General features: G+C 64.9%; 20 protein-coding genes and 1 tRNA gene. 5 read left to right on the top strand and 16 right to left on the bottom strand.

All coding sequences use genetic code 11. The features are described 5' to 3' along the window. Positions 1-330: 330 nt before the first annotated feature. The 9 genes from U4960_RS02735 to pepN all read right to left on the bottom strand — a co-directional run bounded on the left by U4960_RS02735 (position 331) and on the right by pepN (position 12,657). Complete coding sequence (locus U4960_RS02735; RefSeq protein ID WP_324262081.1) at positions 331-3,792, bottom strand: class I SAM-dependent DNA methyltransferase; 3,462 nt, start codon at positions 3,790-3,792, stop codon at positions 331-333. Between the two features lie 355 nt (positions 3,793-4,147). Then, positions 4,148-5,380: a tyrosine-type recombinase/integrase gene (locus U4960_RS02730; protein WP_324262080.1), complete on the bottom strand. Its 1,233-nt coding sequence runs from the start codon at positions 5,378-5,380 to the stop codon at positions 4,148-4,150. A gap of 176 nt (positions 5,381-5,556) precedes the next feature. Further along, positions 5,557-5,630 (bottom strand) — tRNA-Gly (locus tag U4960_RS02725). Between the two features lie 55 nt (positions 5,631-5,685). Further along, a complete protein-coding gene (locus tag U4960_RS02720) occupies positions 5,686-6,222 on the bottom strand; it encodes an adenine phosphoribosyltransferase (protein ID WP_324262079.1) in 537 nt (178 codons plus the stop codon). An 80-nt stretch (positions 6,223-6,302) separates the two neighbouring features. Then, on the bottom strand, positions 6,303-7,163 hold the full coding sequence (locus U4960_RS02715) for a cytochrome c1 (protein WP_324262078.1): 861 nt from the start codon (positions 7,161-7,163) through the stop codon (positions 6,303-6,305). 22 nt (positions 7,164-7,185) lie between these two features. Further along, positions 7,186-8,472, bottom strand: coding sequence for a cytochrome b (locus U4960_RS02710; RefSeq protein ID WP_324262077.1), 1,287 nt, complete (start codon positions 8,470-8,472; stop codon positions 7,186-7,188). 17 nt (positions 8,473-8,489) lie between these two features. Beyond that, the gene (petA, locus tag U4960_RS02705; protein ID WP_324262076.1) at positions 8,490-9,065 is read right to left on the bottom strand and encodes a ubiquinol-cytochrome c reductase iron-sulfur subunit; all 576 of its coding nucleotides are present in this window, start codon (positions 9,063-9,065) and stop codon (positions 8,490-8,492) included. Positions 9,066-9,263: 198 nt separating this feature from the next. Beyond that, positions 9,264-10,013, bottom strand: a complete 750-nt coding sequence (gene pgeF, locus U4960_RS02700; protein WP_416379095.1) for a peptidoglycan editing factor PgeF — start codon at positions 10,011-10,013, stop codon at positions 9,264-9,266. Beyond that, on the bottom strand, positions 10,006-12,657 hold the full coding sequence (gene pepN / locus U4960_RS02695; RefSeq protein WP_324262075.1) for an aminopeptidase N: 2,652 nt from the start codon (positions 12,655-12,657) through the stop codon (positions 10,006-10,008). Before pepN ends, pgeF begins: the two co-directional genes overlap by 8 nt. A 40-nt stretch (positions 12,658-12,697) precedes the next feature. On the opposite strand from pepN, the gene U4960_RS02690 reads away from it, so the two are divergent. Continuing rightward, positions 12,698-13,474: an SDR family NAD(P)-dependent oxidoreductase gene (locus U4960_RS02690; RefSeq protein ID WP_324262074.1), complete on the top strand. Its 777-nt coding sequence runs from the start codon at positions 12,698-12,700 to the stop codon at positions 13,472-13,474. On the opposite strand, the gene U4960_RS02685 is transcribed toward U4960_RS02690, so the two are convergent. Then, the gene (locus tag U4960_RS02685; protein ID WP_324262073.1) at positions 13,465-14,373 is read right to left on the bottom strand and encodes a DMT family transporter; all 909 of its coding nucleotides are present in this window, start codon (positions 14,371-14,373) and stop codon (positions 13,465-13,467) included. The genes U4960_RS02690 and U4960_RS02685 overlap by 10 nt on opposite strands. Further along, on the bottom strand, positions 14,370-15,365 hold the full coding sequence (locus U4960_RS02680; RefSeq protein WP_324262072.1) for a threonine aldolase family protein: 996 nt from the start codon (positions 15,363-15,365) through the stop codon (positions 14,370-14,372). Before U4960_RS02680 ends, U4960_RS02685 begins: the two co-directional genes overlap by 4 nt. A 51-nt stretch (positions 15,366-15,416) precedes the next feature. Between U4960_RS02680 and U4960_RS02675 the strand changes: the two genes are divergently transcribed. After that, the gene (locus U4960_RS02675) at positions 15,417-15,716 is read left to right on the top strand and encodes a GNAT family N-acetyltransferase (RefSeq protein WP_324262071.1); all 300 of its coding nucleotides are present in this window, start codon (positions 15,417-15,419) and stop codon (positions 15,714-15,716) included. Here U4960_RS02675 and U4960_RS02670 read toward each other — a convergent pair. The 3 genes from U4960_RS02670 to U4960_RS02660 are packed head-to-tail and all read right to left on the bottom strand — an operon-like array spanning position 15,713 to position 19,010. Further along, positions 15,713-17,224 (bottom strand): PH domain-containing protein, encoded by a 1,512-nt coding sequence (locus U4960_RS02670; protein WP_324262070.1) that lies wholly within the window; start codon positions 17,222-17,224, stop codon positions 15,713-15,715. The genes U4960_RS02675 and U4960_RS02670 overlap by 4 nt on opposite strands. A gap of 11 nt (positions 17,225-17,235) precedes the next feature. Continuing rightward, positions 17,236-17,790 (bottom strand): PH domain-containing protein, encoded by a 555-nt coding sequence (locus U4960_RS02665; RefSeq protein ID WP_324262069.1) that lies wholly within the window; start codon positions 17,788-17,790, stop codon positions 17,236-17,238. Between the two features lie 50 nt (positions 17,791-17,840). Then, entirely contained in the window at positions 17,841-19,010 is a 1,170-nt protein-coding gene (locus U4960_RS02660; RefSeq protein WP_324262068.1) for an acyl-CoA dehydrogenase family protein, read from the bottom strand. 129 nt (positions 19,011-19,139) lie between these two features. On the opposite strand from U4960_RS02660, the gene U4960_RS02655 reads away from it, so the two are divergent. Together U4960_RS02655 and U4960_RS02650 are read left to right on the top strand one after the other, a co-directional pair. Next, positions 19,140-19,772 (top strand): glutathione S-transferase family protein, encoded by a 633-nt coding sequence (locus U4960_RS02655; protein ID WP_324262067.1) that lies wholly within the window; start codon positions 19,140-19,142, stop codon positions 19,770-19,772. Then, on the top strand, positions 19,773-20,540 hold the full coding sequence (locus tag U4960_RS02650) for an SDR family NAD(P)-dependent oxidoreductase (RefSeq protein ID WP_324262066.1): 768 nt from the start codon (positions 19,773-19,775) through the stop codon (positions 20,538-20,540). Between the two features lie 4 nt (positions 20,541-20,544). Here the strand turns inward: U4960_RS02650 and U4960_RS02645 are convergent, their stop codons facing one another. Continuing rightward, positions 20,545-21,882 (bottom strand): spinster family MFS transporter, encoded by a 1,338-nt coding sequence (locus tag U4960_RS02645; RefSeq protein ID WP_324262065.1) that lies wholly within the window; start codon positions 21,880-21,882, stop codon positions 20,545-20,547. Beyond that, positions 21,863-22,642, bottom strand: a complete 780-nt coding sequence (locus tag U4960_RS02640; protein ID WP_324262064.1) for an SDR family oxidoreductase — start codon at positions 22,640-22,642, stop codon at positions 21,863-21,865. The genes U4960_RS02645 and U4960_RS02640 overlap by 20 nt, the downstream gene beginning before the upstream one ends. A 147-nt stretch (positions 22,643-22,789) precedes the next feature. Between U4960_RS02640 and U4960_RS02635 the strand changes: the two genes are divergently transcribed. Continuing rightward, positions 22,790-24,076: an aromatic ring-hydroxylating oxygenase subunit alpha gene (locus tag U4960_RS02635; RefSeq protein WP_324262063.1), complete on the top strand. Its 1,287-nt coding sequence runs from the start codon at positions 22,790-22,792 to the stop codon at positions 24,074-24,076. The last annotated feature ends 72 nt before the right edge of the window (positions 24,077-24,148 follow it).

Raw genomic sequence — 24,148 nt, 5'->3', positions numbered from 1 at the left:
AATCGCTGTCGGCGAGCCATGCATTGTGCGATTCGCGTTGACCCTGTCAGGTGCCCGCGAGGGCCATCGAAGCAAGCCTGTGCGGCTACTCCTATCCCGCTTTCGCGCCAAACCGGGAAATCTGATCATGGGGGTGCGGCCAGCGGACTTTGCCTGCCTTTTCCTCTGCCGCGCGTTCGGCCTTAAGAGCCACCAGCCGCGCAACTAATTCAGCGGGGGCAGATCGGCTGGCCTTCCAGGCGAAATCCACCCGCATGGCTTCATCCGCCACCGACCTGCCATACTGCCGCCCTTTACGCCGAAACGGGGCGAAACTTCGGCGCGCTATCGTTACGCTGCGAAGCGTCCGCCCTCGGTCTGCCTTGCGTGGCCGAGCGCGCTTAAGCTCTCCAGTAACGGCTGGACCGTGCCCGATCGCGCCCGCTGGAATTGCCGTGCAACTTGTTCGGGGGTGGCCTCGCCCAGATCGGCCAGCGCCGCCTGCACCGCTGCAATCTGTTCGGGCAGGGATTTGGGCCAAGGGGCTTTGGTGGCGGTATCCTTGGGGCCAATGTCGAGCGCGCCCTGTTCGCCCTTGGCCATGGTCTGGTGGCCAGTGGGGTTTTGATATTCAGGCCGCAGCCAGCGCACATGGCCGCGCGCTTCCTCGGCTGCGCGCTGTTTGTTCAGATCGACAAGCCTGTGCAGGATTTCATCATCGGAAAGATTGGTTGGCCAGCCATAGGCATCGGCCACCGCTGCATCGATTTGATCATGCAGATCGCGCATGATGCCCACTAAGCCTTGATCATAGATTTCGCGGTCTTTGCCTTCGATGCGTTCCCCCGCGCGCAGCTTCTCCAGCACATTATACATCGCGGTAAGGGTCAGCTTAGGGTGGGCCGCTTGCTGGGTCTTCCGGTGCGCGTCCAATTGTTCACCAAGGGTCCGCAGCCGCTCTTTCTGAGCGTCGGTCGCATCGGGAAAGGGAAAAGGATCGAAGCAACGGGAGTGATTGTATCTCGGCCTGTCCTCAAGGGTTCCACCTTGGGCCAAAGACCAAATCTGATGAATCCGGGACGACAAGATTGCGAGATAGGCGGCATCATTAAGGCCAAACGACACCACTTCGCTTTCCGGAACAGCCTCACCGCTTAGCATCTGAAAAATTCGGTGTTTTGCTGTCCGGGTGGTTGCAATGTATCTAGAGAGTCCGCGAACCGCCTTCCTTAATTCAGATCGAGGTTCGCTAAAAATCCACCAATTTTCGCGATATACGTCTCTGTTATTTTGATCACGTTCAGGCTTAACCGTGTGTAGTATGTGCTGAAATATTTCAGGATAACTCAAGCGAATTTCAGACTCAGACATTCCGTATAAGTCTATAATCCAACGGTTAGTTGGAGATTGCGCAAGATCGCGACCGTTGACGTAAGGCTTGATCACCCGTTGGCCAGATATGCTTTTGTAGATTAGCTTTTCGGCATGCTTTTCAGATAGAACAAAGCCTTGCCCACTCAAGGTCATTCCTCGGTGACCAAGTCCCGCATTCGCCTTTAGGGGCGTTGCTCCAGCCACATCCGCCCCTATCCGCAGATTGGCGAAAATCTTGCCAATTTGCGTTTCAAACCGCACCGTGCGGCCTTCGGCTTCGGTCTCACCTTTGCTTTCCTCGGCAATTGTCAAAAGCCTGCCTGCCGCCTTACCCCTCTCTGCCACAGTCATGGCAATGCGCACCGCCGCCCCATCGCTCGAATCCACCCAAGGGTGATCAGGAATTGCGAAGGTGAGCGAAAGCGGGGTTTTGGGGTCGGCCAGATGTGGTTCGAGCACCTTGCGGTTAAAGGTCTGGCGTAACGAATTGGTGGTGATCAGGCCGAACCGCCGCGTGCCCTTGGCGCGCGCCTTTTCGGTGGCGGGCTTCCAGCCGCGCGCAGCCATTGCCGCCTTGTCCCACCAATACATCACGAAATCGGCGCTTTGCGGGATCTTGGGATAGGCCGCGCGCAAGGCTTCGGCATAGCCATCGCCCAGCGCATCGCGCATCCGGCTGGCCCCGATAAAGGGCGGGTTGCCGATGATAAATTCCGCCTCGGGCCATGCGGCTGGGCGCGGCTTGATATAATCCAGCACCGCCACGCGCGCTTGCGGGTCTGGCACGTCCTCGCCCGTTACCGGGTGAGTGATGGTGCTTTCCCCATCCCAGCGCGTTACCGGCTGGCCCGCATCATCCAGCCGCGCTTTGGTGCTCTCGAATGTCAGCACCGCATCGCGGTTTTCGATGTTACGGAAATCGCGCAGCACCGGTTCGGATGGGCTGGCCTTGCCATGGGTGCGGAAATGCCATTGCAGATAGCCAATCCACAGCACCAGTTCGGCCACCGCCGCTGCCCATGGGTTCAATTCAATGCCCAGGAATTGGTGCGGGTCCACAGTCAGGCCCGCCAGCGACAGCGCGCCCTGTTCCTCGCCCAGTTCGGCCAGCAGCGCGGTTACTTCGCCTTCAAGCCGCTTCATCAGTTCGAGCGCGACATAAAGGAAATTGCCCGAGCCGCAGGCAGGGTCCAGCACGCGGATTTCGCAAAGCTGGGTATGGAAGGCGTGCACCGTTTCGCGGGCCTGTTCCAGCTTGCCCTGATTGGCCAAGGTAAGCGCGGCTGCCTGCACATTGCGCCAATCGGCGCGCAAGGGTTCCATGATGGTGGGAACCACCAGCCGTTCGACATAGGCGCGCGGGGTGTAATGCGCGCCCAGCTTGTGCCGCTGTTTCTTGTCCAGCGCGCGTTCCAGCAGCGTGCCGAAAATCGCCGGTTCGACTTCGCGCCAATCCTTGCCTGCCGCATCGATCAGCAGGGAAAGCTGCACTTCGGACAAGGGCAGTGCAGAGGCGTCCTTGAACAAGCCGCCATTGAACCGCTTTAGATCGGTCATCAGCACGCCGGAAAAGCCGCCCGCGTTCATCACCTGCCACAGATCGGCAAGAGCCGGGGCCGCGTGCTCTGGCTTGCCGCGAAGGCGTTTCAGCAGATCGGAAAAGCTTTCCTTGGGTATCAGCTCCACATCCTCTGCGAACATGGTGAAAAGGCAGCGCATCAGGAAATTGGCCACCGCCTCGGGGGCATGGCCTTGGCCTTCAAACGATTTGCCCAGCGCGGCCAGCCGGTCTGCCACTTCGCGGGTGACTTGCGCCGCAATCTTGGACGGGTCGAGCGCGTGCGGGTCGGTCCAGATGGTGCGCAGCCGGTCGAGCGTTTTGGGGTCGCGCAGGTCATCCAAGAAAATGCGGTAGCGGTTCCCATCCGGGTATTGGGTGTAACCCTGCCCCTGGCCCGAGAAATCGGCGTAAACTTCGATCACATGGCCCACATCGACCACCAGCAGGAACGGGGGCCAGCCATCGGTGCGGGAAACCGCGCGGGCATAGCCATCGGCCTGATTGCGGGCGCGCATCATGGTATCATCCCAGCCGCGCGTCCCGCGTGTGCCATGGCCCTTGCGGGATCCCTTGGGCAGATCGGCCAGCAGCAAGGCTTGCGGGTCGCTTTCCGGCTGGTCGCCAGAGACGCCTTGCTTGGCTTCCATCACGAAATGGCCAGCGCGGTATAGATCGACAAAGCCGCGCGTCTGGCTGCCCGTGTGAATGAAGGTAACGGGGTGCTCAAAATGGTAAGCGTTTGCGTTGGCGATTTCGCTGGCCGGGGTGGGCCGGGACACGCCCAGGACATCGCACAACTCGTTTGCGAAGGTCTGGAAATTGGCCCGTTCGCTGCCACCGGATTGCTGCCAGCGGGTTATGAAATCATCGATGTTCAAGCCGCCACCATACCTTCACCGCGCGGGATATGTCGCGCTTGTTCGTGGCCTTTGGGGATAACGACTAAAGGCTTTAACGCACAAGGGGAAAGGTTGAGGGCGCGGCAATCGCCCGCACTTAAAGACAACGGCGAGGCACGCAGCCTTTAGTTGTTCACAGCGTTTCCTATCACGCAATGCGGCGTCGCGATCAGCCGCCACGATTTTCCTAAATCATTTGGCAAGTTGCCGTTTTTGGCACCTCGGGGAACAGCCGGGCACTTCCCTCGCGCGCGGGCGAAAAACTGTGTTAGTGTTTGAACGCCAGATTTCCCCCGCTCTCCGGTTTTGGGGCCGCAGGGATTGCCATACCCCCCTACCCGGCCTGCCGTTCCGGGAACTTCACCACGTCCGCCCCTTTGCGCAGCTGGTCCAGATAATCGCTCCACCACTGGGCCATTTCCACCCGTTCCTGCCAATGGGGGCCGCGATGATAGGCAGCGCGCACCTTGTCCTTATCGCCATGGGCCAGCGCCCGTTCGATCGCGTCCGGGTTCCACTTGCCGCATTCATTCAGCAGCGTTGACGCCAGCGCCCGGAACCCGTGCGCTGTCATTTCCTCACTGGTATAGCCCAGCCGCCGCAGGGCGCTGTTCAAGGTGTTATCGCTCATGGGCCGGGTCCGGCTGCGGACCGATGGAAACACCAGCCCTGCGGGTCCGGTAACGGAATGGACTTCCCGCAGGATGGCCACCGATTGCCGCGACAGGGGCACATGATGCGGCTTGCGCATTTTCATCTTGCCCGCCGGGATGGCCCACAGGCCCGCGTCCAGATCGAACTCGCTCCATTCGGCATGGCGCAACTCGCCCGGCCTCACAAAGACGTGCGGGGCCAGCCGCAGGGCCAGCCCGGTTATGCCGGTGCCCTCATAGGTATCTATCGCCCGCAACAGCGCGCCTACGCGGCTGGCATCGGTAATGGCCCCGTAATGGGTCACGGTTGGCGCTGTCAGTGCGCCGCGCAAGTCGCGGGTCGGGTCGGACCCCAGCCGCGCGGTAGATACGGCATAGCGGAAAACAGCGCTGGCCAGTTGCAGGGTGCGCCGGGCGCTTTCCAGCTGGCCTTTCCTTTCAATCTTGCGCACCGCTGCCAGCACGTCAGCAGGCTCTATCTCGGCAATGGGCAGGTGGCCCAGCGAAGGGGCCAGCCGCGACAGCAGATATTCGCACCGTTTGGCGGTTGAATCGGTCCAGCCCTTTTCCCCGTCCCGCTTGCGCTTGGCGGCATACTCGGCAGCAATGGCCGCAAAGGTGTTTTCAGCTGACAGCTTGGCCCGGATCTTCTGGCGCTGCTTTTCCCGTGCCGGATCGGCTCCACTGGCCAGTTGCGAGCGGGCGGCATCCCGCGCCTTGCGGGCATCGGCCAGACCGACAGCCGGGTAACGGCCCAGCGCCAGCTTGCGTTCTTTCCCGTCGCTCCGGAACTTCAACCGCCAGAGCTTCCCGCCCGCTGGTGTGACCAGCAGATAAAGGCCCCCGGAATCGGCCAGTTTGTAGTCCTTTTCCCGGGGCTTGGCGGTTCGAATGCTCGTGTCTGTCAGCGCCATATGGGGGCCTTTCCAAATGCGGAAATCGGCCCCCAAGCGACAGGCCCCCTAAAAAGGCCCCCGGATTTGCCGGTTTCCAGCGGCCAACAGTGAACGCCCTTGGCCGCTTGATGCGTCAAATATGGCGGATTTCCGGGGTTTGTCTAGACGGTAATGAACGGGAACGGTCTAGGGGCTGGAGCGGGTAGCGGGAATCGAACCCGCATAACCAGCTTGGAAGGCTGGGGCTTTACCACTAAGCTATACCCGCACATCCAGCGGGGCGGCACTGCCACCGATGGTGGCCTCTCGTCAATATCTGGTGTTCAGTGGCCGTCGAATGCCATCAGGGCATCGACGGACACGGCGCTGGCCCTGAGGCGCTCGGCACCGCCGAGGTCCGGCAAGTCGATCACGAACAGCGCCGTGTCTACCCGTGCGCCCGCCTGACGCAGCAGCGCGCAGGCGGCGAGTGCGGTTCCGCCGGTCGCGATCAGGTCATCGACAATGGCAACACGCTGGCCGGTGTGAATGGCCGTGGGATCGATTTCGAGCCGGTCGCTGCCATATTCGAGTGCGTAATCGACCCCCAGCGTCGCAACCGGCAATTTGCCCGGCTTGCGGACGGGCACAAATCCCAGACCGAGCCGCACCGCGACAGCAGCGCCGAAGATGAAACCGCGGGCTTCCATGCCGGCAATGGCGTCCGCACCGGTGTCATGGGCGCGTTCGGCCAGATGTTCGACCGTCGCGGCCAGCCCGGTGCCGTGGCCGATCAGAGTGGTGATGTCACGGAACAGAATTCCGGGCTCAGGGAAGTCCGGTACGGTCCTGATCAGTGCCTTGAGATCGTCCGGGCTCATCCGTTCACTCCCCCCAAAAGGAAACGCCCCTCGCGCCTAAGGACGCAAGGGGCGTTCTCCCGATTTCATGCGCCGAGCGATCAGCCGTTTTCGCGACGCTTGAGGGCGGACCAGACCTGCTGCTTCGACAGGTAGGCGAGGATGGTGGCGAACAGCAGGAAGATCAGCACAGTAAAGCCGGTCTGCTTGCGGTCTTCCATCTTCGGCTCTGCCGTCCAGGTGAGGAACGCGGCGACATCCTGTGCCATCTGGCTGATGGTCGGTTCGGGCGAGCCTTCGGCATAGGTAACCTGCCCGTCCACCGCCAGCGGCGGAGCCATGGCGATGTTGAGGTTGGGGAAGTACTGGTTGAAGTGCAGGCCAGGGCCGGTTTCGAAGGCCGGGAACTGCTGCTTCAGCTCAGCCGGGATCTCGCCGTAACCGGTCAGCAGCGAATAGATGTAGTTGCTGCCATCGGGACGGGCCTTGGCCATCAGGGAAAGATCCGGCGGAATGGCGTTGTTGTTGGCCGCTGCCGCCGCAACGTTGTTTTCATAGGGCGACGGGAACTTGTCAGTCGGCATCCCGGGGCGGGTCGTGCTTTCGCCGGTATCGGGGTCGATCCCGGGCACGGTCCATTCAGCGGCAAGCGCCTTGACCTGGCCTTCGGTGTAGCCAAGCGCTGCCAGATCACGGAAGTGCACGAACTTCAGGCTGTGGCAGGAAGCGCAGACTTCCTTGTACACCTGGTAGCCGCGCTGGAGCTGCGCCTCGTCCCAGCGGCCAAGGCCGCCGGCGAACGAGAAGCCTTCGGCCGGGGCCTTGGGCTTCTGGTAGAAGGTGTACTCGGCACCCTTTTCTCCCAGACCTTCGGTCGCAGCCGTATAGGCGCCGACACCGAAGGACCAGCCCACCACTACGGTGAAACCAAGGCCGACGAGGATTGCGATAAGACGGATCATGTCAGGTCTCTTTCTCTCGTCCTCAGGCAGCCGCAGGGGTGCCCAGCTTCGCGTTCGGGTCCGAACCCAGCACTGCCTCGGTGATCGAGAACGGCAGGGGCTCCGGCCGTTCGATCGATGACACGATCGGCAGGATCACCAGGAAGTGGAGGAAATAGTATGCCGTCGCGATCTGGCTGATCATCACGTAGGGCTCTTCAGCAGGGGCTCCGCCGCAGATGAACAGCACCACCATGCAGGGGATCAGGCCGAACCAGAAGAACTTGCGGAACAGCGGGCGGTAATGGCCGCTGCGAACCGGGCCCTTGTCCAGCCAGGGCAGGAAGAACCACACCAGGATGGCTGCGAACATGGCCAGCACGCCCCACAGCTTCGCCGACAGGATGAAGTCGACCGTGAAGGCGCGCAGGATCGCGTAGAACGGGTAGAAGTACCATTCGGGCACGATGTGCGCCGGCGTCGCAAGCGGGTTGGCTTCGATGTAGTTGTCCGGGTGGCCCAGCGTGTTGGGCAGGAAGAACACCATGAATGCGAAGAAGATCAGCACCACGCCCAGGCCGAAACCGTCCTTGGCAGTGTAGTAGGGGTGGAACGGCACGGTATCCGATTCCTGCTTCACTTCGACCCCGGCCGGGTTGGACGAGCCGGGGATGTGCAGTGCCCAGATATGCAGGATCACGACACCCGCAATCACGAACGGCAGCAAATAGTGCAGCGAGAAGAAGCGGTTGAGGGCAGCGTCGTCAGGGGCAAAGCCACCCAGCAGCCAAACCTGCAGCGGCTCACCAACCAGCGGGATTGCCCCGAACAGGCCGGTGATGACCTTGGCGCCCCAGAAGCTCATCTGGCCCCAGGGAAGCACATAGCCCATGAAGGCGGTTGCCATCATCAGCAGGAAGATCACCACGCCCAGCAGCCAGATCATTTCGCGCGGGGCCTTGTACGATGAGTAGAAGAAGCCGCGGAAGATGTGGATGTAGACCACGATGAAGAAGAAGCTGGCGCCGTTGGCGTGGGCATAGCGCATCAGCCAACCCCAGTTCACGTCGCGCATGATGTGCTCGACCTTGCCGAAGGCGACCGCCGCATCGGCCGCATAATGCATCGCCAGGACAACCCCGGTAATGATCTGCAGCACCAGGAAGAACCCGGCGAGGACGCCGAAATTCCACATGTAGCTGAGGTTGCGCGGGACCGGATAACCGGCGCCGACAGCATTGTACACGAAACGCGGAAGCGGCAGGCGCTCGTCCAGCCACTTGGTCAGGCCGGTGGCCGGCTCGTACTGCTTAGCCCAGGGAAAGCTCATGGTTTCTCTCTCGCTCCTCAGCCGACCCGGATGACAGTGTCGGAAGTGAATGCGTATTCCGGCACTTCCAGGTTGGTCGGTGCCGGGCCTTTGCGAATGCGGCCTGCCGTGTCGTAGTGCGAACCATGACAGGGGCAGAAATAGCCGCCGTACTCACCCTTGTTCTCGCCTTCTGCGGCACCGAGGGGAACACAACCGAGGTGGGTACAGACACCCATGGTCACGAGCAGGTCCTCATGACCTTCCTTGGTCCGCTCAGCCAGGCTTTGCGCATCGCGCAGATCGCCGGTCGCTACCGCGTTGGCCGCCTCGACCTCAGCCGGGGTCAGGCGGCGGATGAACAGGGGTTGCTTGCGGAAAATCGCCTTGACGGCCTGACCGGGCTGGATTGCCGAAACGTCAACCTCGGTGCTGCTTTCGGCCAGAACGTCAGCCGAAGGCGCCATCTGGCTGATCAGCGGCAGCACCACGCCAACCGCGCCGACGCCGGCGGCGCTGACCGCAGCGATATTGATGAAGTCGCGCCTGCGGACCCCGGTGTCGCCGGTTTCGGCAACCATTGCCGGTGTCGCGGTGCCAGTCGAATCAGCCATTAGACCTGCCTTGCCTAGCCTGTATTCCGCCCGATGCGCGGGCTGTCCCAATCTTCCAACCGGCCTCCGCCTGAGTGAACCCGCCAGCGGCAGGTTCCGACAGACGTGAAAAGACCACACCTTATCGCCGGTTTGGGCGAGCCTCTATACAGGGGCAGTGCTTTTGCCAACCGCATTTTGGGCACTGCCTGTGCACTTTCACGCAACCGCGATCAGGCTGAGCTGGCGCCCGTAATTCGGCTCGGCCCGATGAGTGGCTCGGCGGAACGAGTAGAACTGCTCCGGCAGGGCGTACGTGTCGAGCGCGCAATCTTCGACAGCACCAACACCAGCCTGCCTCAGCCGGCCTGCGACGTAGGCGGGAAGGTCGAATTGCCAGTGGCCCGGTTTCCCGGGAGCAAAGCACTTTTCCGCAGACGGTCCGAACTGGTCGCGGAACGCATCGTCCACTTCGTAGCTGGCCTGCGCGATAGTGGGGCCGATCGCTGCGACCATGCGCGGCCGCCGTGCACCGAGCCGCTCCATCGCCTCGAGAGTCGCTTCGAGCACCCCGCTGTGTGCCCCGCGCCATCCGGCATGGGCAGCACCGGCGATGCCGGCCTGCCGATCAGCAAACAGGACCGGGGCGCAGTCGGCCGTCACGATGCCCAGGATCACCCCGGGCCGGTCGGTAACAAGCGCATCGGCCGTGGGGCGATGGTCGTCGTCCCACAGGTCCGTCACCGTCACCACGTCTGCCGAATGGACCTGGTGCAGCCCCAGCAGCGGCGCGCCCGGCAGCACTGCATCGGCCGCTTCCCGCCGGTTGGCCGCAACCGCAGCCGGATCATCGCCTGCGCCAAAGCCGCATTGCAACCCGCCGACCAGGCCGGTGGACTGGCCACCAAGCCGGGTCATGAATCCGTGCGGTATACCGGAAAGTGCCGTGACCCGAACCGCCTCAGCCAAGGCTGCGGCTCACTTGCTCGAACGTGTCGCGCGACAGGCTGCCGGTAGCCATGATCCGCTCCAGCTCGCCCTTCATCAGTGCTGCCCGGCCCGGCTCGGTCCGCCGCCAGCGCCCGAGGGAGGGCACCATACGCGCGGCGGTCTGAGCGTTGATTGCATCGAGTTCGATAATCAGGTCCGCCAGCATCCGGTAACCTTCCCCGCTCGCGGCATGGAACGCATGGGCATTGGCGGCAAAAGCCATGTAAAGCGACCGCACCCGGTTGGGGTTGCGCAAGGTGAAATCGAGGTGACGGGCCAGCGCCTTGACATGCTCCAGCACCTGCGGGTGGAGCGAGAGCGCCTGCAGGCTGAACCACTTGTCGATCACCAGATCATTGCCGCGGAAGCGGTTGTAGAAATCGAGCAGGCACGCGGTGCGCGCGGCCGTCTCCAGCCCGGCCAGGACCATCAGTGCGCCCTGGCGGTCAGTCATGTTGGTGGCGTTATGGTATTGCGCCGCTGCCAGCTCCGAAGCCAGGGCAGGGTTGCCCGCCGCAAGATAGACCAGCGTCTGGGTGCGGATCTTGCGCGCTCCCTTGGCTGCCCGGTCAAGCGCAAAGGGGACCGCTGCGGCGCGGTGGTGGATGGCGAGCAGGTCCGCCTCCAGCTCACGCCCGAGCCAGGTCTTGAGCGCCTCACGTTCGGCATGGATAAGCGCCGGATCGGCCACCAGCTGCTGTTCGGCAAGATAGCCGTGGCCGGGCAGGGTGATGAGTTCGCCCCGCATCGAATCATCCAGCGCCTTGTCGGTCAGCACCGCAGCAAAGGCGCTGCGGACCGCTTCCTGACCAGCCGCGCGCTCGGCCGCGTCCAGGCCACCGCCACTGGCGGCTGTAAGATGGCCGACCAGCAGTTCCTGCATCGCCTCGTAGCGGGCGAAGGGATCATCGTCATGCGCGGCCAGGAACAGCAGGTCCTCAGCAGGCACGTGGCGCTCGATCGCAACGGGGGCGGAAAAGCCGCGGTTGATCGACAGCACCGGCAGGGCGGCAAACCCGGCAAAGTGGTAGCTCGCCTCGGCCCGGTCGAGCACCAGCAGTTCTTCGCCCCGGTGCGCGCCGCTGGCGCGGTCAAACAGGGCAAGACGCAGCGGGATCGGCATCGGCTTCTTGTCGGGCTGCCCCGGTGTTGGCGGAACAGTCTGTTTGAGGTGGAGGGTCGCCGTCTCGCCCTCGTGCGTCAGCGCGACCTCGACCTTGGGCGTCCCGGCCTGGGAATACCACAGGCGGAACTGGGCCAGGTCAAGCCCGGCCCCTTCCTCGATCGCGCGGACGAAATCCTCGCACGTGGCGGCCTCGCCGTCATGGCGGCTGAAGTACAGGTCGGTGCCCCGCCGGAACGCCTCCGGCCCGGACATGGTCCGCATCATGCGGATCACCTCGGCCCCCTTGTTGTAGACCGTGGCGGTGTAGAAATTGGAGATTTCCCGGAAGCTGTCAGGCCGGATCGGGTGGGCCAGCGGGCCGCTGTCCTCAGGAAACTGGACCTGGCGCAGCACCCGCACATCCTCGATCCGCTTGACCGCTTCGCCCTGCATGTCCTGGCTGAACAGCTGGTCGCGCAGCACGGTGAAGCCTTCCTTGAGGCTCAGCTGGAACCAGTCCCGGCAGGTGACGCGGTTGCCCGACCAGTTATGGAAGTATTCGTGCGCGATGACCCCTTCGATGGCGTCATAATCGGCGTCGTTGGCGGTTTCCCGGTCGGCCAGCACATACTTGGTGTTGAAGACGTTGAGGCCCTTGTTCTCCATCGCACCCATGTTGAAATCGCTCACCGCAACCACGTTGTAGAGGTCGAGGTCGTATTCGCGGCCGAACACCTCCTCGTCCCAGCGCATCGACCGGGCCAGCGATTCGAGCGCATGATCGGTGCGCGGCAGGTCCTCGACGCGGACCCAGATATTGAGCGTCACTTCGCGCCCCCCCATGGTGGTGAAGCCCTGCGAGTTGGCCACCAGATCACCTGCCACCAGCGCGAACAGGTAGCTCGGCTTGGGCCAGGGATCGTGCCATTCGGCCCAGTGGGAGCCGTCTTCGCCTTCTCCGGTCGCCACTTCGTTGCCGTTGCACAGCAGCACCGGGAACTGCGCTTTGGGCCCCTGCATCCGCACGGTGTAAACCGAGAGCACATCGGGCCGGTCAGGGAAGAAGGTAATCCGGCGGAAACCTTCGGCCTCGCACTGGGTGCACAGCATCCCGCTGGAGGCATAGAGGCCCATCAGCTGGGTGTTGGCCGATGGATCGATCTCGGTCTCGACCTCGATCAGATGGCTGTCGCCATGCAGCGGCACCATCAGGTCGCCGCCGTCCATGCTCCAGCCGGTACAGGGCGCGCCATCGACCGTGACCGAGCGCGCCGCCAGCCCGTCGCCATTGAGCCGGATGGTGTCGCTGTGATCGGCCCGGGCATTGCGCTGCACCGTCAGCGCGGCGTGCACCCGGGTGCGGTCCAGCCCGAGGTCAAACCGGAGCGAGACCTCAGGTACCAGCCAGCCGAACGGACGGTAATCCTCGCGCCGGATCACCGGCGGTTCGTGCGGGGTGGGCGCGGCGTCTGCGAGAATGGTGGTGCCATCGGGCTGCGGAGGGGTTGCAATATCCATTGCGCCGTTCCTAATCGCATTTTCGGAAGGATGCCACGGCTTGCCGCACCTGCTTATCTTCGGCCTCGGCTACACTGCTTCGCGCGTGAGAAACGCGCTTGTGGCGCGCGGGTGGACGGTCGAGGCCACCGGACGGGCGGGCGGAATCGCCTTCGAGGACGAGGCGGCGGTGCGGGCTGCGCTGGGCCGGGCGAGCCACGTCCTGTCCTCGGTCCCGCCAGTGGGAGACAGCGATCCGGTGCTGGATCGCTATGGCGCAAGCCTGACGCACGGATGGCTCGGCTACCTGTCGTCGACCGGCGTCTATGGCGACGCGCAGGGCGCCTGGGTCGACGAGAGCGCGCCGACCGGCACCGGGCGCCGCTCCGCCCGGAGCGAGGCGGACGCGCGCTGGATGGCGCTGGGCGCGCGGGTGTTCCGCCTGCCCGGGATCTACGGCCCGGGCCGGAGCGCGCTCGACCGGGTCAGCGAGGGGCGTGCCCAGCGGATCGACCTGCCGGGGCAGGTGTTCAGCCGGGTCTATGTCGATGATATCGTTTCCGGCGTGCTGGCCGGGCTCGACGGGCCGCCGGGTGCCTACAACCTGGCCGATGACCTGCCGTGCAGCCAGAATGCGGTGATCGAGCAGGCCTGCCGCCTGCTCGGCCGCGCGCCGCCGCCGCTCCAGACGCTGGAACAAGCGAACCTCTCTCCCATGGCGCTGGGCTTCTATGCCGAGAACCGCCGGGTGGCGAATGGCAAGGCCAAGCGGGTGCTTGGCTGGCAGCCGCGCTATCCCACCTATCGCGAAGGGCTGGCCAGCCTGCTTCAGGCCTGACGGGCGCGCAGGGCCAGGATCATGCCCGCCATGCCCAGCACCGCCCCCGCTGCCGCCAGCAGGGACCATTCATAGCCCTCGACAAAGGTCGAGATCAGCATCGCCACCACGATCACCAGCACGCCGTTGTAGGCCGCACGCCCCGGCCCGATTTCGCGCACGATGGTGTAGTACAGCGGGAAGGTGACGACCGATCCGGCCAGCGCCAGCCAGGCCGTGCCGGCCCAGAAGGCGGCCGAGGTGGGGAACACCGGCGGGCCGGCAGTCGTCCAGGCCAGCACGACGTCGATGATCGTGCCGTAGAGCATTGACCAGGCCAGCAGGCTGACCATCGGCAGGCTCCGGCCGGTCGGGTTGGCCTGCACCACGTTGGCAATCGAGGCAGAGAGGATGCCGCCTACAGCCAGCACCACGCCCAACAACACGTTGCCGTCGAGCCGCACGGTCTGCGCCTCGTGCACCAGCAGCAGGGCAATCCCGGCGATGGCCACCAGGCTGCCGAGCAGGAAGCGCGGGGTGACCTGCTGCCCCAGCCACCAGCGGCCGAGCAGGGCATTGGGCACCATCAGCATTCCGAACATGACCGCAACAATGCCCGAGGTCAGGTGCATTTCCGCCCGATAGACGAAATTGAAGTTGCCGCAGAACTGGGTCAGGCCGATCAGCACCGCCAGCAGGTGCCCCGCCCGGCCCAGCCCGAGCGGCTGGCGCATGACGAGCGCGACCGCGAACATTGCCGGGGTGGCCATCGCAAAGCGGTAGGCGATCGACCAGCTGGCCGGGACTTCGGCAATCTGCCCGGTGATGACATACCAGGTGCTACCCCAGATCAGCGCAACCAGAATGAACGGCAGCGCGATGCGCGGGCGCAGCAGCGCGTGCGGGGGAGCGTTGGTCACAGGCTGCTGATGGCCTGTGCGAGCGCGCTCGCGTGATCCTCGCGGGTGTTCCAGGCAGCTACGAACCGGGCAGCATCGGTGCCCCAGTCGTAGAAGCCGAAACCTTGCGCCCGCAGCACATCACGCTCGGCCGCGGTCAGGCGCACAAATACCTCGTTGGCCTCGACCGGATGGAGCAACCGCTCGCCGCAGGCCATTCCGATGGCGGCGGCAGCGGCATTGGCGGCCCGCGCATTCTCCAGCCACAGATCGCCGTCCAGCATCGCGATTAGCTGCGCCGCGAGGTACCGGCCCTTCGATTGCAGGTGACCGGCGCGCTTGCGGCGATAGCGGGCCACGTCTGCCAGCGCAGGATCGAAGAACACGATCGCCTCGGCACTCATCCCGCCGTTCTTGACGCAGCCGAAGCTGAGCGCGTCCGCCGGGCCGACTGCTTCCGCCGGGGAGCAGCCCAGAAAGGCGACCGCGTTGGCAAACCGCGCTCCATCGACATGGAAGCCCAGCTTTCGCTCTGCCGCGAGCGCGCCGATCGCGGCGAGTTCGGCAGGGCGGTAGGCGCGGCCATATTCGCTCGCCTGTGTCACCGAGATCGCGTGCGGCTGCACCTGGTGCACGTCATCGCGGATCGGATCGACCACGGCGCGGATGGCGTCGGGGGTCAGCTTCGCACCGCTCCCCTCGGCCAGCATCAGCTTGGCCCCGTGGAGGTAGAACCCCGGCGCGCCGCCCTCGTCGACCTCGATGTGCGCTTCGCGGTGGCACACCACCCCGCCGTGAGGCGGGCACATGGTGGCAAGCGCAAGGCAATTGGCGGCCGTTCCGGTGGCGACCCACAGCACCGCGCAGTCCCGCCCGAACAGGTCCGCAAATCGCGCGTCGAGGTCCCTGCTCAGCGCGTCGCCGTCATAGGGCGCGTCTGGCGCGTCGGCGGCCTGCATCGCAGCCCAGACACGGGGGTGGACGGCGGCGGCATTGTCGGACAGGAACAGCATGGTGGAACGCCCCTAGCGGCCCGCACGTTCTTGGCAAGAAGGAGACGCATCTTGGCAATCGAAGGGCTCGAAATCACCCATCATGACAGGGGAGCGGGCGGCGAATACCGCGCTGTCGTGCCGGGAAGCAACAAGGTGGGCCGGCTGACCTGGAAAGCGCGCGGCGAGAGCGTGCGCGTGGCTGACCACACGCTGGTGCCAGCCGAGCTGGAAGGACGCGGGATCGCTGCCGCCCTGGTCGATGCGCTGGTCGCCGATGCGCGGGCGCAAGGCTTCCGGATCGTACCCCAGTGCTCCTATGTGGAGGCGAAATTCCGCCGCAACCCCGACTGGGCCGGCCTGCGCGCCTAACCCTGGTTCAGCTCGCTGAAGTCGGCCTCGGCAATGCTGGCGAGCACGGCATTGCACACCTCGCGCGCCCGCGCCACCGGCACACCGGGAATTTCGAACGTGCCGCCTGCCAGGCCCAGGTGGAGTGTGCCGTAACCATGCCAGTGCCCAAGCGGATCTTGCCGGAAATCGGCTGACTGCAACTTGACCCGCGGTGCGATATCAAGCCGGGGTGCCAGCCAGCCCCTGCGCGCCAGCACCTGATGCCCGTCAATCAGATGGCGTGTATTGTACCAGGCAATCCAGTTCCCTGCGGCACCGGCAACGGCCACCGCCATGGGGAGCAGCGCCCACAGATATTCACCCAGCCCGATCAGCACTGCGGCGGGAATGACCGGCAGCAGGGCTGCCAGCAGCATCGAATCGAACCGATAGGCCGTGCTGGCCCGATGCCAGCGCGCGTCTTCCGGCGGCGGGGTGAACCCGGCCGCCTGTGCTACCGGCCACAATTCCTCAAGCCGTCCGAACGGGGCCACCACGTGGTTGGCCGAGCCGGCGTCCTGCGCCAGGCTGACGAAAGACAGGCCATGCCAGCCGAACAGGCGGCGCAGCAGGCGCGTGCCGAGGGTCATGGCCTGCACCCGGTGGGCCGGCATGACCACATCGGTGCGCGTCAGCAGACCCCGGCGGCGGCGGAATCCCTTGTCGGTCTGTTCCAGCAGGAAACCCCACTCGCGCAAGGTCGTTCGCACCACTCCGGTCGCGAACCCGAGTACCAGGATAGAAGCCACGGCGAAAATCCCGCCGACAATCTGCGCAGTCGCGCCAAGACCGGCGAGCCACGCCCCCTGGCCTGCCAGGCGTTCCTCCCACTGGTCGAAATCCCAGATGTCGAATGGCAGGAGGAAGTCGAACTGCTGGGTTACCCCGAACAGGACCGCGATCACCGCCAGCGAGAACTCGAACAGGCCGAACGTCACTACCCGGCGCGGCCCCATGGCGAACAGGGCAGTCACCGGGGCAAGTGCCGCAGCTGCATGGTCATCCTGCCCGACAGGGGACTGGTCGCGCCGCGCGCGGATCAGTTCGCGCAGCTCTTCCCCCTCGGCTACGGTCAGGTAGGTCAGCGAAAGGTCATCGGCCCCGCCCGCACCGGTTTCGAAGCGGACTTCGACCAGCCCGAAAATCCGCGCCAGCGGCCCCTGCTCCAGGCTGACATCCTGGATCCGTTCGTAGGGAACCGAGCGTGCCGCGCGGGCCAGCACGCCGCTTTCCAGCCGGATATCCTCCGCTCCGACATGGAACGTCAGCCGGTGCCACTGCAAGCCCGCAACGATGACGTTGATCGCGGCCACCAGCAGCACCACGCCGAGCGCAATCCAGAAGATCGAACCCTGGTCGCGCATGACGAAGACCAGCGCAGCAATCCCGGCCACAGACTGCCGCAGCCCGGCCACGGCCTTGACCAGCAGGCCGACCGGCGCGGTGCGGCGCGGCTCTGCCGGCGCAGCAACGGCCTCTTGGTTCACGGCTTGCGCGCTCACAGCGTCTCGCGCCGGATGTGAGCGCGGATGGCTTCGCGCATGGCAACCGCATCATTGTTGGCCAGGCCCGGCAGGCGGACCGAGGCATTATGGGTGCCTGCCGTGTGGACTGTCAGGGTGGCGAGGTCATACATCCGTTCCAGCGGGCCCTGATCAAGGTCGATGTGCTGCACCCGGCCGAACGGCACCACGCTGTCGCTCCGGAAAAGCAAGCCGCGCACGACCCGCAGCCGGTCTTCGCCCATGGCATACCCCCGGGCGTAATAACGCTTCAGCGGCGCCTGAATGATGATCCATGTTGCCAGCAGCGCCACCGGGACAATGATCGCGCCAAGCGGCACCAGCCCCGCGCTTTCCAGCACCAGCGCGGCGATCAAGAACGGCAGGGTGAACAGCACAGCCTGCAGCCGCAGGACCTTGACGTGCGCGGGATGAAGCGGGGTCAGCGCCTCATCATCGAGCGGCCCGGTCAGCGGAGTTGCGACCGGGGTACCGGCCGGTGCAGGCGTCATGTCGGCCGGCGGGGCTGTTTCAACGGGGTTTTCGTCCATGTGGTTTAGATGGACAATACACCGCGCCAGAGCAAGCCCGATTTCCGATACTACCTCCGCTGGTCGAACCGCCGGCCAATCATTGCAGCGGCAATGTTGGTCTTCTGCACGTCGGTGGTGCCGCCCGCGATACCCCAGGCGAAGCCATCACGCAGGCGCTGCTCCATCCCGTAAGCCTTGTGATAGCCGTAGCCGCCCATGACCTGCACCCCCAACGAAGCGACATCGCGCACGATCTCGTTGGCAAAGCACTTGGCCACGCTCGATTCGAACACGCTGGGCAGCTGGTTCGGCTGGTGGGCCGCATTGGCCGCCGCGCGCCAGATGAGCAGCCGCGCTGCCTCCACCTTCATCGCCATTTCGGCCAGCTTGATCTGGACCGCCTGGAAATCGACGATCGGCTTGCCGAACGCCTTGCGTTCCTGGGTGTAAGCAAGTGCCTGCTCCAGCGCCCCCGCCGCCACGCCCAGCGCCTGGGTGGCATTGCCGCACCGCTCCAGCCCGAAGGCGCTCATCAGCTTGCCGAAGCTGCCGGCGGGCACGACCAGGTTCTCCTTCGGCACCCGGACATCGTCGAGCAGGATGTCGCGCGTCTCGATCCCGCGGAAACCCATCAGTTCCTCACGCGCACCGAAGCTGACGCCCGCCATTCCCTTCTCGACCAGTACCGCACCAATACCCTTGGCCCCTTCGTCATCCGACAGGCGGCAATAGGTGACGTAGTATTTCGCGTGGCCCGCGCCGCTGGTCCAGCGCTTGTTGCCGTTGAGCAGGAAGTGATCACCCGCATCAACCGCGCGGGTCTTGAGGTCGGTCAGCGCGGTCCCGGCATCGGGTTCGGACATGGAGACCGCCACGGTCGCCTCGCCCGCGGTCACTTCAGGGATGACCCGGGCCTTCATCTGCTCCGATCCGAACCGCTCGATCGCCCGGACCGGGCCGACCAGCGCCTCGAACACGGGGAAGGCGACCGCGTTGGAGACTTGCGCAAACTCCTCGAGCACCAGCAGCGCCTCCAGGTGGCCAAGGCCAAGCCCGCCATATTCGGTCGGCAGGTTCACCCCGAGGAAACCCATCTCGCCATAACGCCGCATCATGTCGGCGGGGACGGAGAAGTCCTTCTCCTCCATCTCGCGGGCAAGGTCGGGCAGTTCGCTGCGGGCGAATGTGCGGGCGGCGTCCTGCAGCGCGCGCTGCTCCTCGGTCAGCTGGAAATCCATCGGGGCTTCTCTCCTTTGCGCGCAGTCCTAGAGCATTGCGCCGCGCATTTGCCTAGCGCATTTGGGAGGATGAGGGCGCATAGCCCGCAGCCTAGGTTCCCGGCTAACCACGATCAGGAGACAACGCCCGTGAAACTCTATTCCAGTCTCGGCCCCAACCCCCGCCTGGTGCGCATGTTCCTGGTCGAGAAGGGCATCCAAGTGGAGCGGGTCCACTTCGATATCATCAGCGGCGAAAACCGGCAGAACGCCGATTACGTGTCGAAGAACCCGCTTGGCACCACGCCGACCCTGGAGCTGGACGATGGCACCTGCCTGACCGAGAGCTGGCCGATCTGCGAGTACCTGGAGGAAGTGCACCCGGAGCCGAACCTGTTTGGCGCGGATGCGGTGGAACGCGCGCAGGTGCGCAAGTGGGCCCGCCTGTTCGACCAGGAAGTGGTGGTGCCGATGACCATGGGCTTCCGCGCCGGCGCCGGGCGCCCGATGTTCGAACCCCGCATGAGCGTGGTCAGCCCCGGGGCCGGGGCAGAGCTGTCAGCCATGGCCGACGAGAAGTGGCGCTGGTTCGATCAGCAGCTGGGCAGCGCCAACCACTTCGCACTCGGTCGCTTCACCTTTGCCGACCTGATCGTGTTCTGCTTCGCCAACTTCGGCTTTACCGTAGGCTGGAAGCTGCCCGAGGGAACCGACAACCTCGCCCGCTTCGTCGCCGCCCACAATGAGCGGGCGAGCGCGGCCGTCTGGCAGGACAGCGAATAGGTGCCCGACCTGTCCGGCAAGGTGGCGCTGGTTACCGGTTGCGCCAGCGGGATTGGTGCGGCCACCGTGCGTCGGCTGGCAGCGGACGGGGCGCAGGTGCTCGGCACCGATATCGATCCGGCGGGCGGCGCGGCGCTGTGCGCTTCGGCGGGTGCACGCTTCGCAGTGCAGGACGCCGCTGACCGGGCCCGCTGGGACGAGGTGGTGGCCGAGGCGGTTGCGGCTTTCGGGCGGCTCGACATCCTGGTCAACAACGCCGGCATGGTCGGCGGGGGGCCAATCGAGGATGCCGATCTCGACGCGTGGGACCGGGTGATCGCCGTCAACCTGACCGGCACTATGCTTGGCTGCCGCGCGGCCATCCGGGCGATGAAGGTCAATCCTGGCGGTGCCAAAGGCTCGATCATCAACGTGGCCAGCACCACCGCACTCGCCCCGCTGCCGACCGATGCGGCCTATTCGGCCAGCAAGGGCGGGGTGCGGGTCCTGTCGAAATCGGTCGCAACCTGGTGCGCCGGGCAGGGTTATGCGATCCGGTGCAACACCGTGATCCCCGGTGCCACCGAAACCGGCATCCTTGACCGGACCGAAGCGGAAATGCCCGGCTTCAAGGCGGCAGTTGCGGCCACATCACCCATGAACAGGCTGGCCCAGCCGTCGGAAACCGCCGCGGCCATCGCTTTCCTCGCCAGCGACGAATGCCCGTTCATGACCGGCGCGGAACTGCTGGTGGATGGCGGCGCGCTGTCGATCCATCCGGGGTTCTGATCGCTCAGCCGAACACGTCGTCACGCATCCGGGCGAGATAGCCGGTCGGCCCCATCTGGGCGGCGGTCCAGGCAAATACGGCCATCGACAGCACGCCGGACACCAGACACACGCCGAACACCGCAATGCCGAGCGAGGCCGCGCCCTGGGCAGGCGTGAGCCAGTCGCTCACCGCCCCGATCACCGCCAGCCCGAGCATCTGGCCCACCAGGTTGTTGAGGAACAGGGCGATCGCCACGGCAAATCCGCGCTGCGATGGTTCGACAGCCGCCTGGATGCCGGACAGGATGCCCGCCTGGCTGGCGACATAGATAGCATAGGCAAAGGCAAACCAGCCGAGAAATGGCCAGAAACTGCCGGCAGTCAGGCTGAGCGCCAGCGGCACGAGGCAGGCGAGGCTGACGACGCCCGGCAGCCAGGCCCGCCAGCGTTCGTCACGCAAGGTGAGCCAGTGGGTTGCATATCCGCCCAGGATCGGCCCAGGAATTCCGCCCAGAAAGAAGGCCAGCCCGAGAAAGAGCCCGACATCACCGGTCGAGATCGTAAACTGGCGCAGCATGACCGCCGCCATCCAGAACGCGAGCGCGTAGCCGATCATGATTTGCACGGCCCAGCCAACCGCCAGCCCCATGAAGACCCGGTTACCGAGCAGGCTGCGGGTGGTCGCCCAGAGCGGCTGCTGGGCCATGTCCGAACCGACCGGGGCATAGCGCCCGCGCACCGGCTCGCGCACGGTGAAATAGAGCACCGCACCCAGCAGCACGCCGGGCAGGCCCATCAGCACGAAGGCCCAGCGCCAGTTGAAGATTTCGGCCAGCTGCCCGCCGATCACGAGTCCGCCGGCGGTACCCATGCTGGCGCCGATGGTGAGGAAGCCCATCGCCTTGGCCAGTTCGTGTCGGGCGAAGAAATCGGCCACCAGGCTTTGCGACGACGGCCCAGAACAGCCCTCGCCCACACCCACCCCGGTCCGCGCGAGGAACAGTGTCCAGAAGCCCGTCGCGAGGCCGCACATGGCCGTCATCACGCTCCAGAAACTGATCGCGGCCGCGACAATGTTCTTGCGCACCGACCGGTCAGCCAGCCGGGCGGCAGGGAAGCCGGCCAGCACATAGACCAGCGAAAAGGCCGCCCCGCCCAGCAGGCCGAGCTGGAAGTCGCTCAGCTGGAACTCGGCCTTGATGTCCTCCACCAGGATGCCGAACACCAACCGGTCGGCCACGCTGAACGTGCTGGTGAGCGTGAGCAGTCCAAGCACGTACCAGCGGTACGGCCCCGGCTGATCGGCCGGTTTCGCCGGGGCCGCCGCGGTTATCGGCCCGTCAGTGGTGGGGGCGGGCATAGAGGCCGTTGTCCACCGGGATTTCCAGCCCGTTGAGGAAGCGTGCCTCGTCACTGGCGAGGAACAGCACGGCGTAAGCCACATCCTTCGGCGAACCAAGGGCATTGGCGTCGAGCGGGCCATCCGGCACCGCCATCAGATCCTGCCCCGCACGCCCGGAAATGTCGCGCACCATCGGGGTTTCGATCCCGCCCGGTGCCAGCGCATTGCAGCGGATGCCGTAGCCGTTGTCCTGGCAATGCATCGCGATCGACTTGGTCATCGAGCGGATTGCGCCCTTGGCAGCGGTATAGGCGACGATGTTGCCATAGCCCATAAGCGAGGCGGTCGAGGCCATGTTGATGATCGAGGAGCCCCCGCCGCCGTGCGTTTCGGCCCGGTTCTTCATCAGGGGGATGCCGTACTTGCAGCCAAAGAAGGTGCCCATCACGTGAATGTCGAGATGGAGGCGGAAGTTGGCGGTGGAACACTCTTCCACGCTTTCGAAGATCACGTTGCCGGCATTGTTGACCAGGATATCAAGCCCCCCGTGCCGCTCCTGCACCGCCGCCATCACGTGCTGCCACTGTGCCTCGTCGGTTACGTCGAGCGCCATGGCATCGCCGCCGATTGCGTCAGCCACCTTGTGCGCCTGCTCGACCTCGCGGTCGGTCACGATCACCCGCGCGCCTTGTGCCGCCAGCATTTCGCAATCGGCCTTGCCCAGCCCCATCGCCCCGCCGGTAACGAGCGCCACCTTGCCTTCAACCCTGCCTGCCATCGCCCTCTCCTGAAGCGTATTTTCTGGCCGGGAGACTAGGCGGCACCCACCATCAGACCACTGTCGAAAGCGATGATGCACACGCCAAAATGCCAGTCGCGCGCACTGGCGGGACAGCTAGCTTCCCAGGCGGGAAGGAGACTCCGCATGGATCAAGCCGAAATCCAACGCCTGAAGGCGCTGATGGAATGGGAGGCAACCCGCACCGCACCGCCGGAGGGCTTTCCGATCCTGCCCGACCTGCCCGCCGCCCGCTACACCAGCGCCGAATACTACGCCCTCGAGCAGAGCCATGTGTTCCGCAAGTCCTGGCTGTTCGCCGGGCACATGGACGAGATCCCCGAGCCTGGCTGCTACATGCGCTGGCACAATGCAGGCGATCCGATCGTGATCGTGCACGGCATGGATGGCGTCGTCCGCGCCTTCTACAACACGTGCCGCCACCGCGGCGCGCCCGTGGTGACGCAGGATTACGGCAAGTCCAGCCGCCTGATGTGCGGTTATCACAACTGGACCTACAAGACCGATGGCAGCCTTGTCGGCGTGCCTTCGCGGCAGGATTTCCCGCCCGGTTTCGACCTTGCCTGCCGCAGCCTGATTCCCGTGCGGTGCGAGCTGTTCGGCAAGGTCATCTTCGTCAACTTCGACGATGATGCCATGCCGCTGCGCCAGTGGATGGGGCCGGTCGCCGACGAATGGGAGGAATTCGGCTTCGACCGGGTGCGCCTTGCCGCGCGCCATTCGTTCGATCTGAACTGCAACTGGAAGGTGGCGATGGAAGCCAACATGGAAGTCTACCATGTGCCTTTCATCCATCCCGACACGGTCGCGCCGCTGGTTGATCCCGCCCGCAACCTGAACACGATCTACCCCAATGGCCACGCGCGGATGCTTGCCCCGGCGCCCCGCGAAACCGATCGCGCCCACGTCCGGGCCATCGACAGCCCGGCGCACTGGCGGCAGATCGATACCGTCGGCGAGCTGGGGCGAACCTGCACCCAGAGCTATACCCTGTTCCCCAACTGGGTTTCGCCGCTGTCGAACTACTTCATCCCGCCGCTGGTGTTCTGGCCGACTTCTCTCACCACCACCCGGCTCGAGCTGGTGACCATGGCACTGGACTGGGGAGACGGGCCCGCGCCCGATCTGTGGACCGTCCCCGACGAAAGCCAGCCGATCGGGCGCCAGATGAGCCCGATCATCCTGGAGGACACCCAGTTCGGCGAAGCGATCCAGCATTCGATGCAGAGTGCCGCCTTCCGCAGCGTACCGCTGAGTTATCAGGAAGCGCGGATCTATGCCTTTCACCAGGCCTGTGACCGGATGATCGGGCCTGCCCGGATTCCGCCCGAACTGCGGGTCGAGCCGGTGATCGGGCCAGAGTGGACCTGGCCGAACGAACCCCGCATCGCGCTGATGGAAGCGGCAGGGTAAGCCTGGCCAAAAGGGCCGGTGATGCCGGAATGACGCAACGTCACGGCTGGCTGCACGCACTATTGCTTTTGC

This window comes from Altererythrobacter sp. H2, assembly GCF_035319885.1.
Lineage (GTDB): Bacteria > Pseudomonadota > Alphaproteobacteria > Sphingomonadales > Sphingomonadaceae > 34-65-8.
This window is presented reverse-complemented; position numbering and strand designations above follow the sequence as displayed.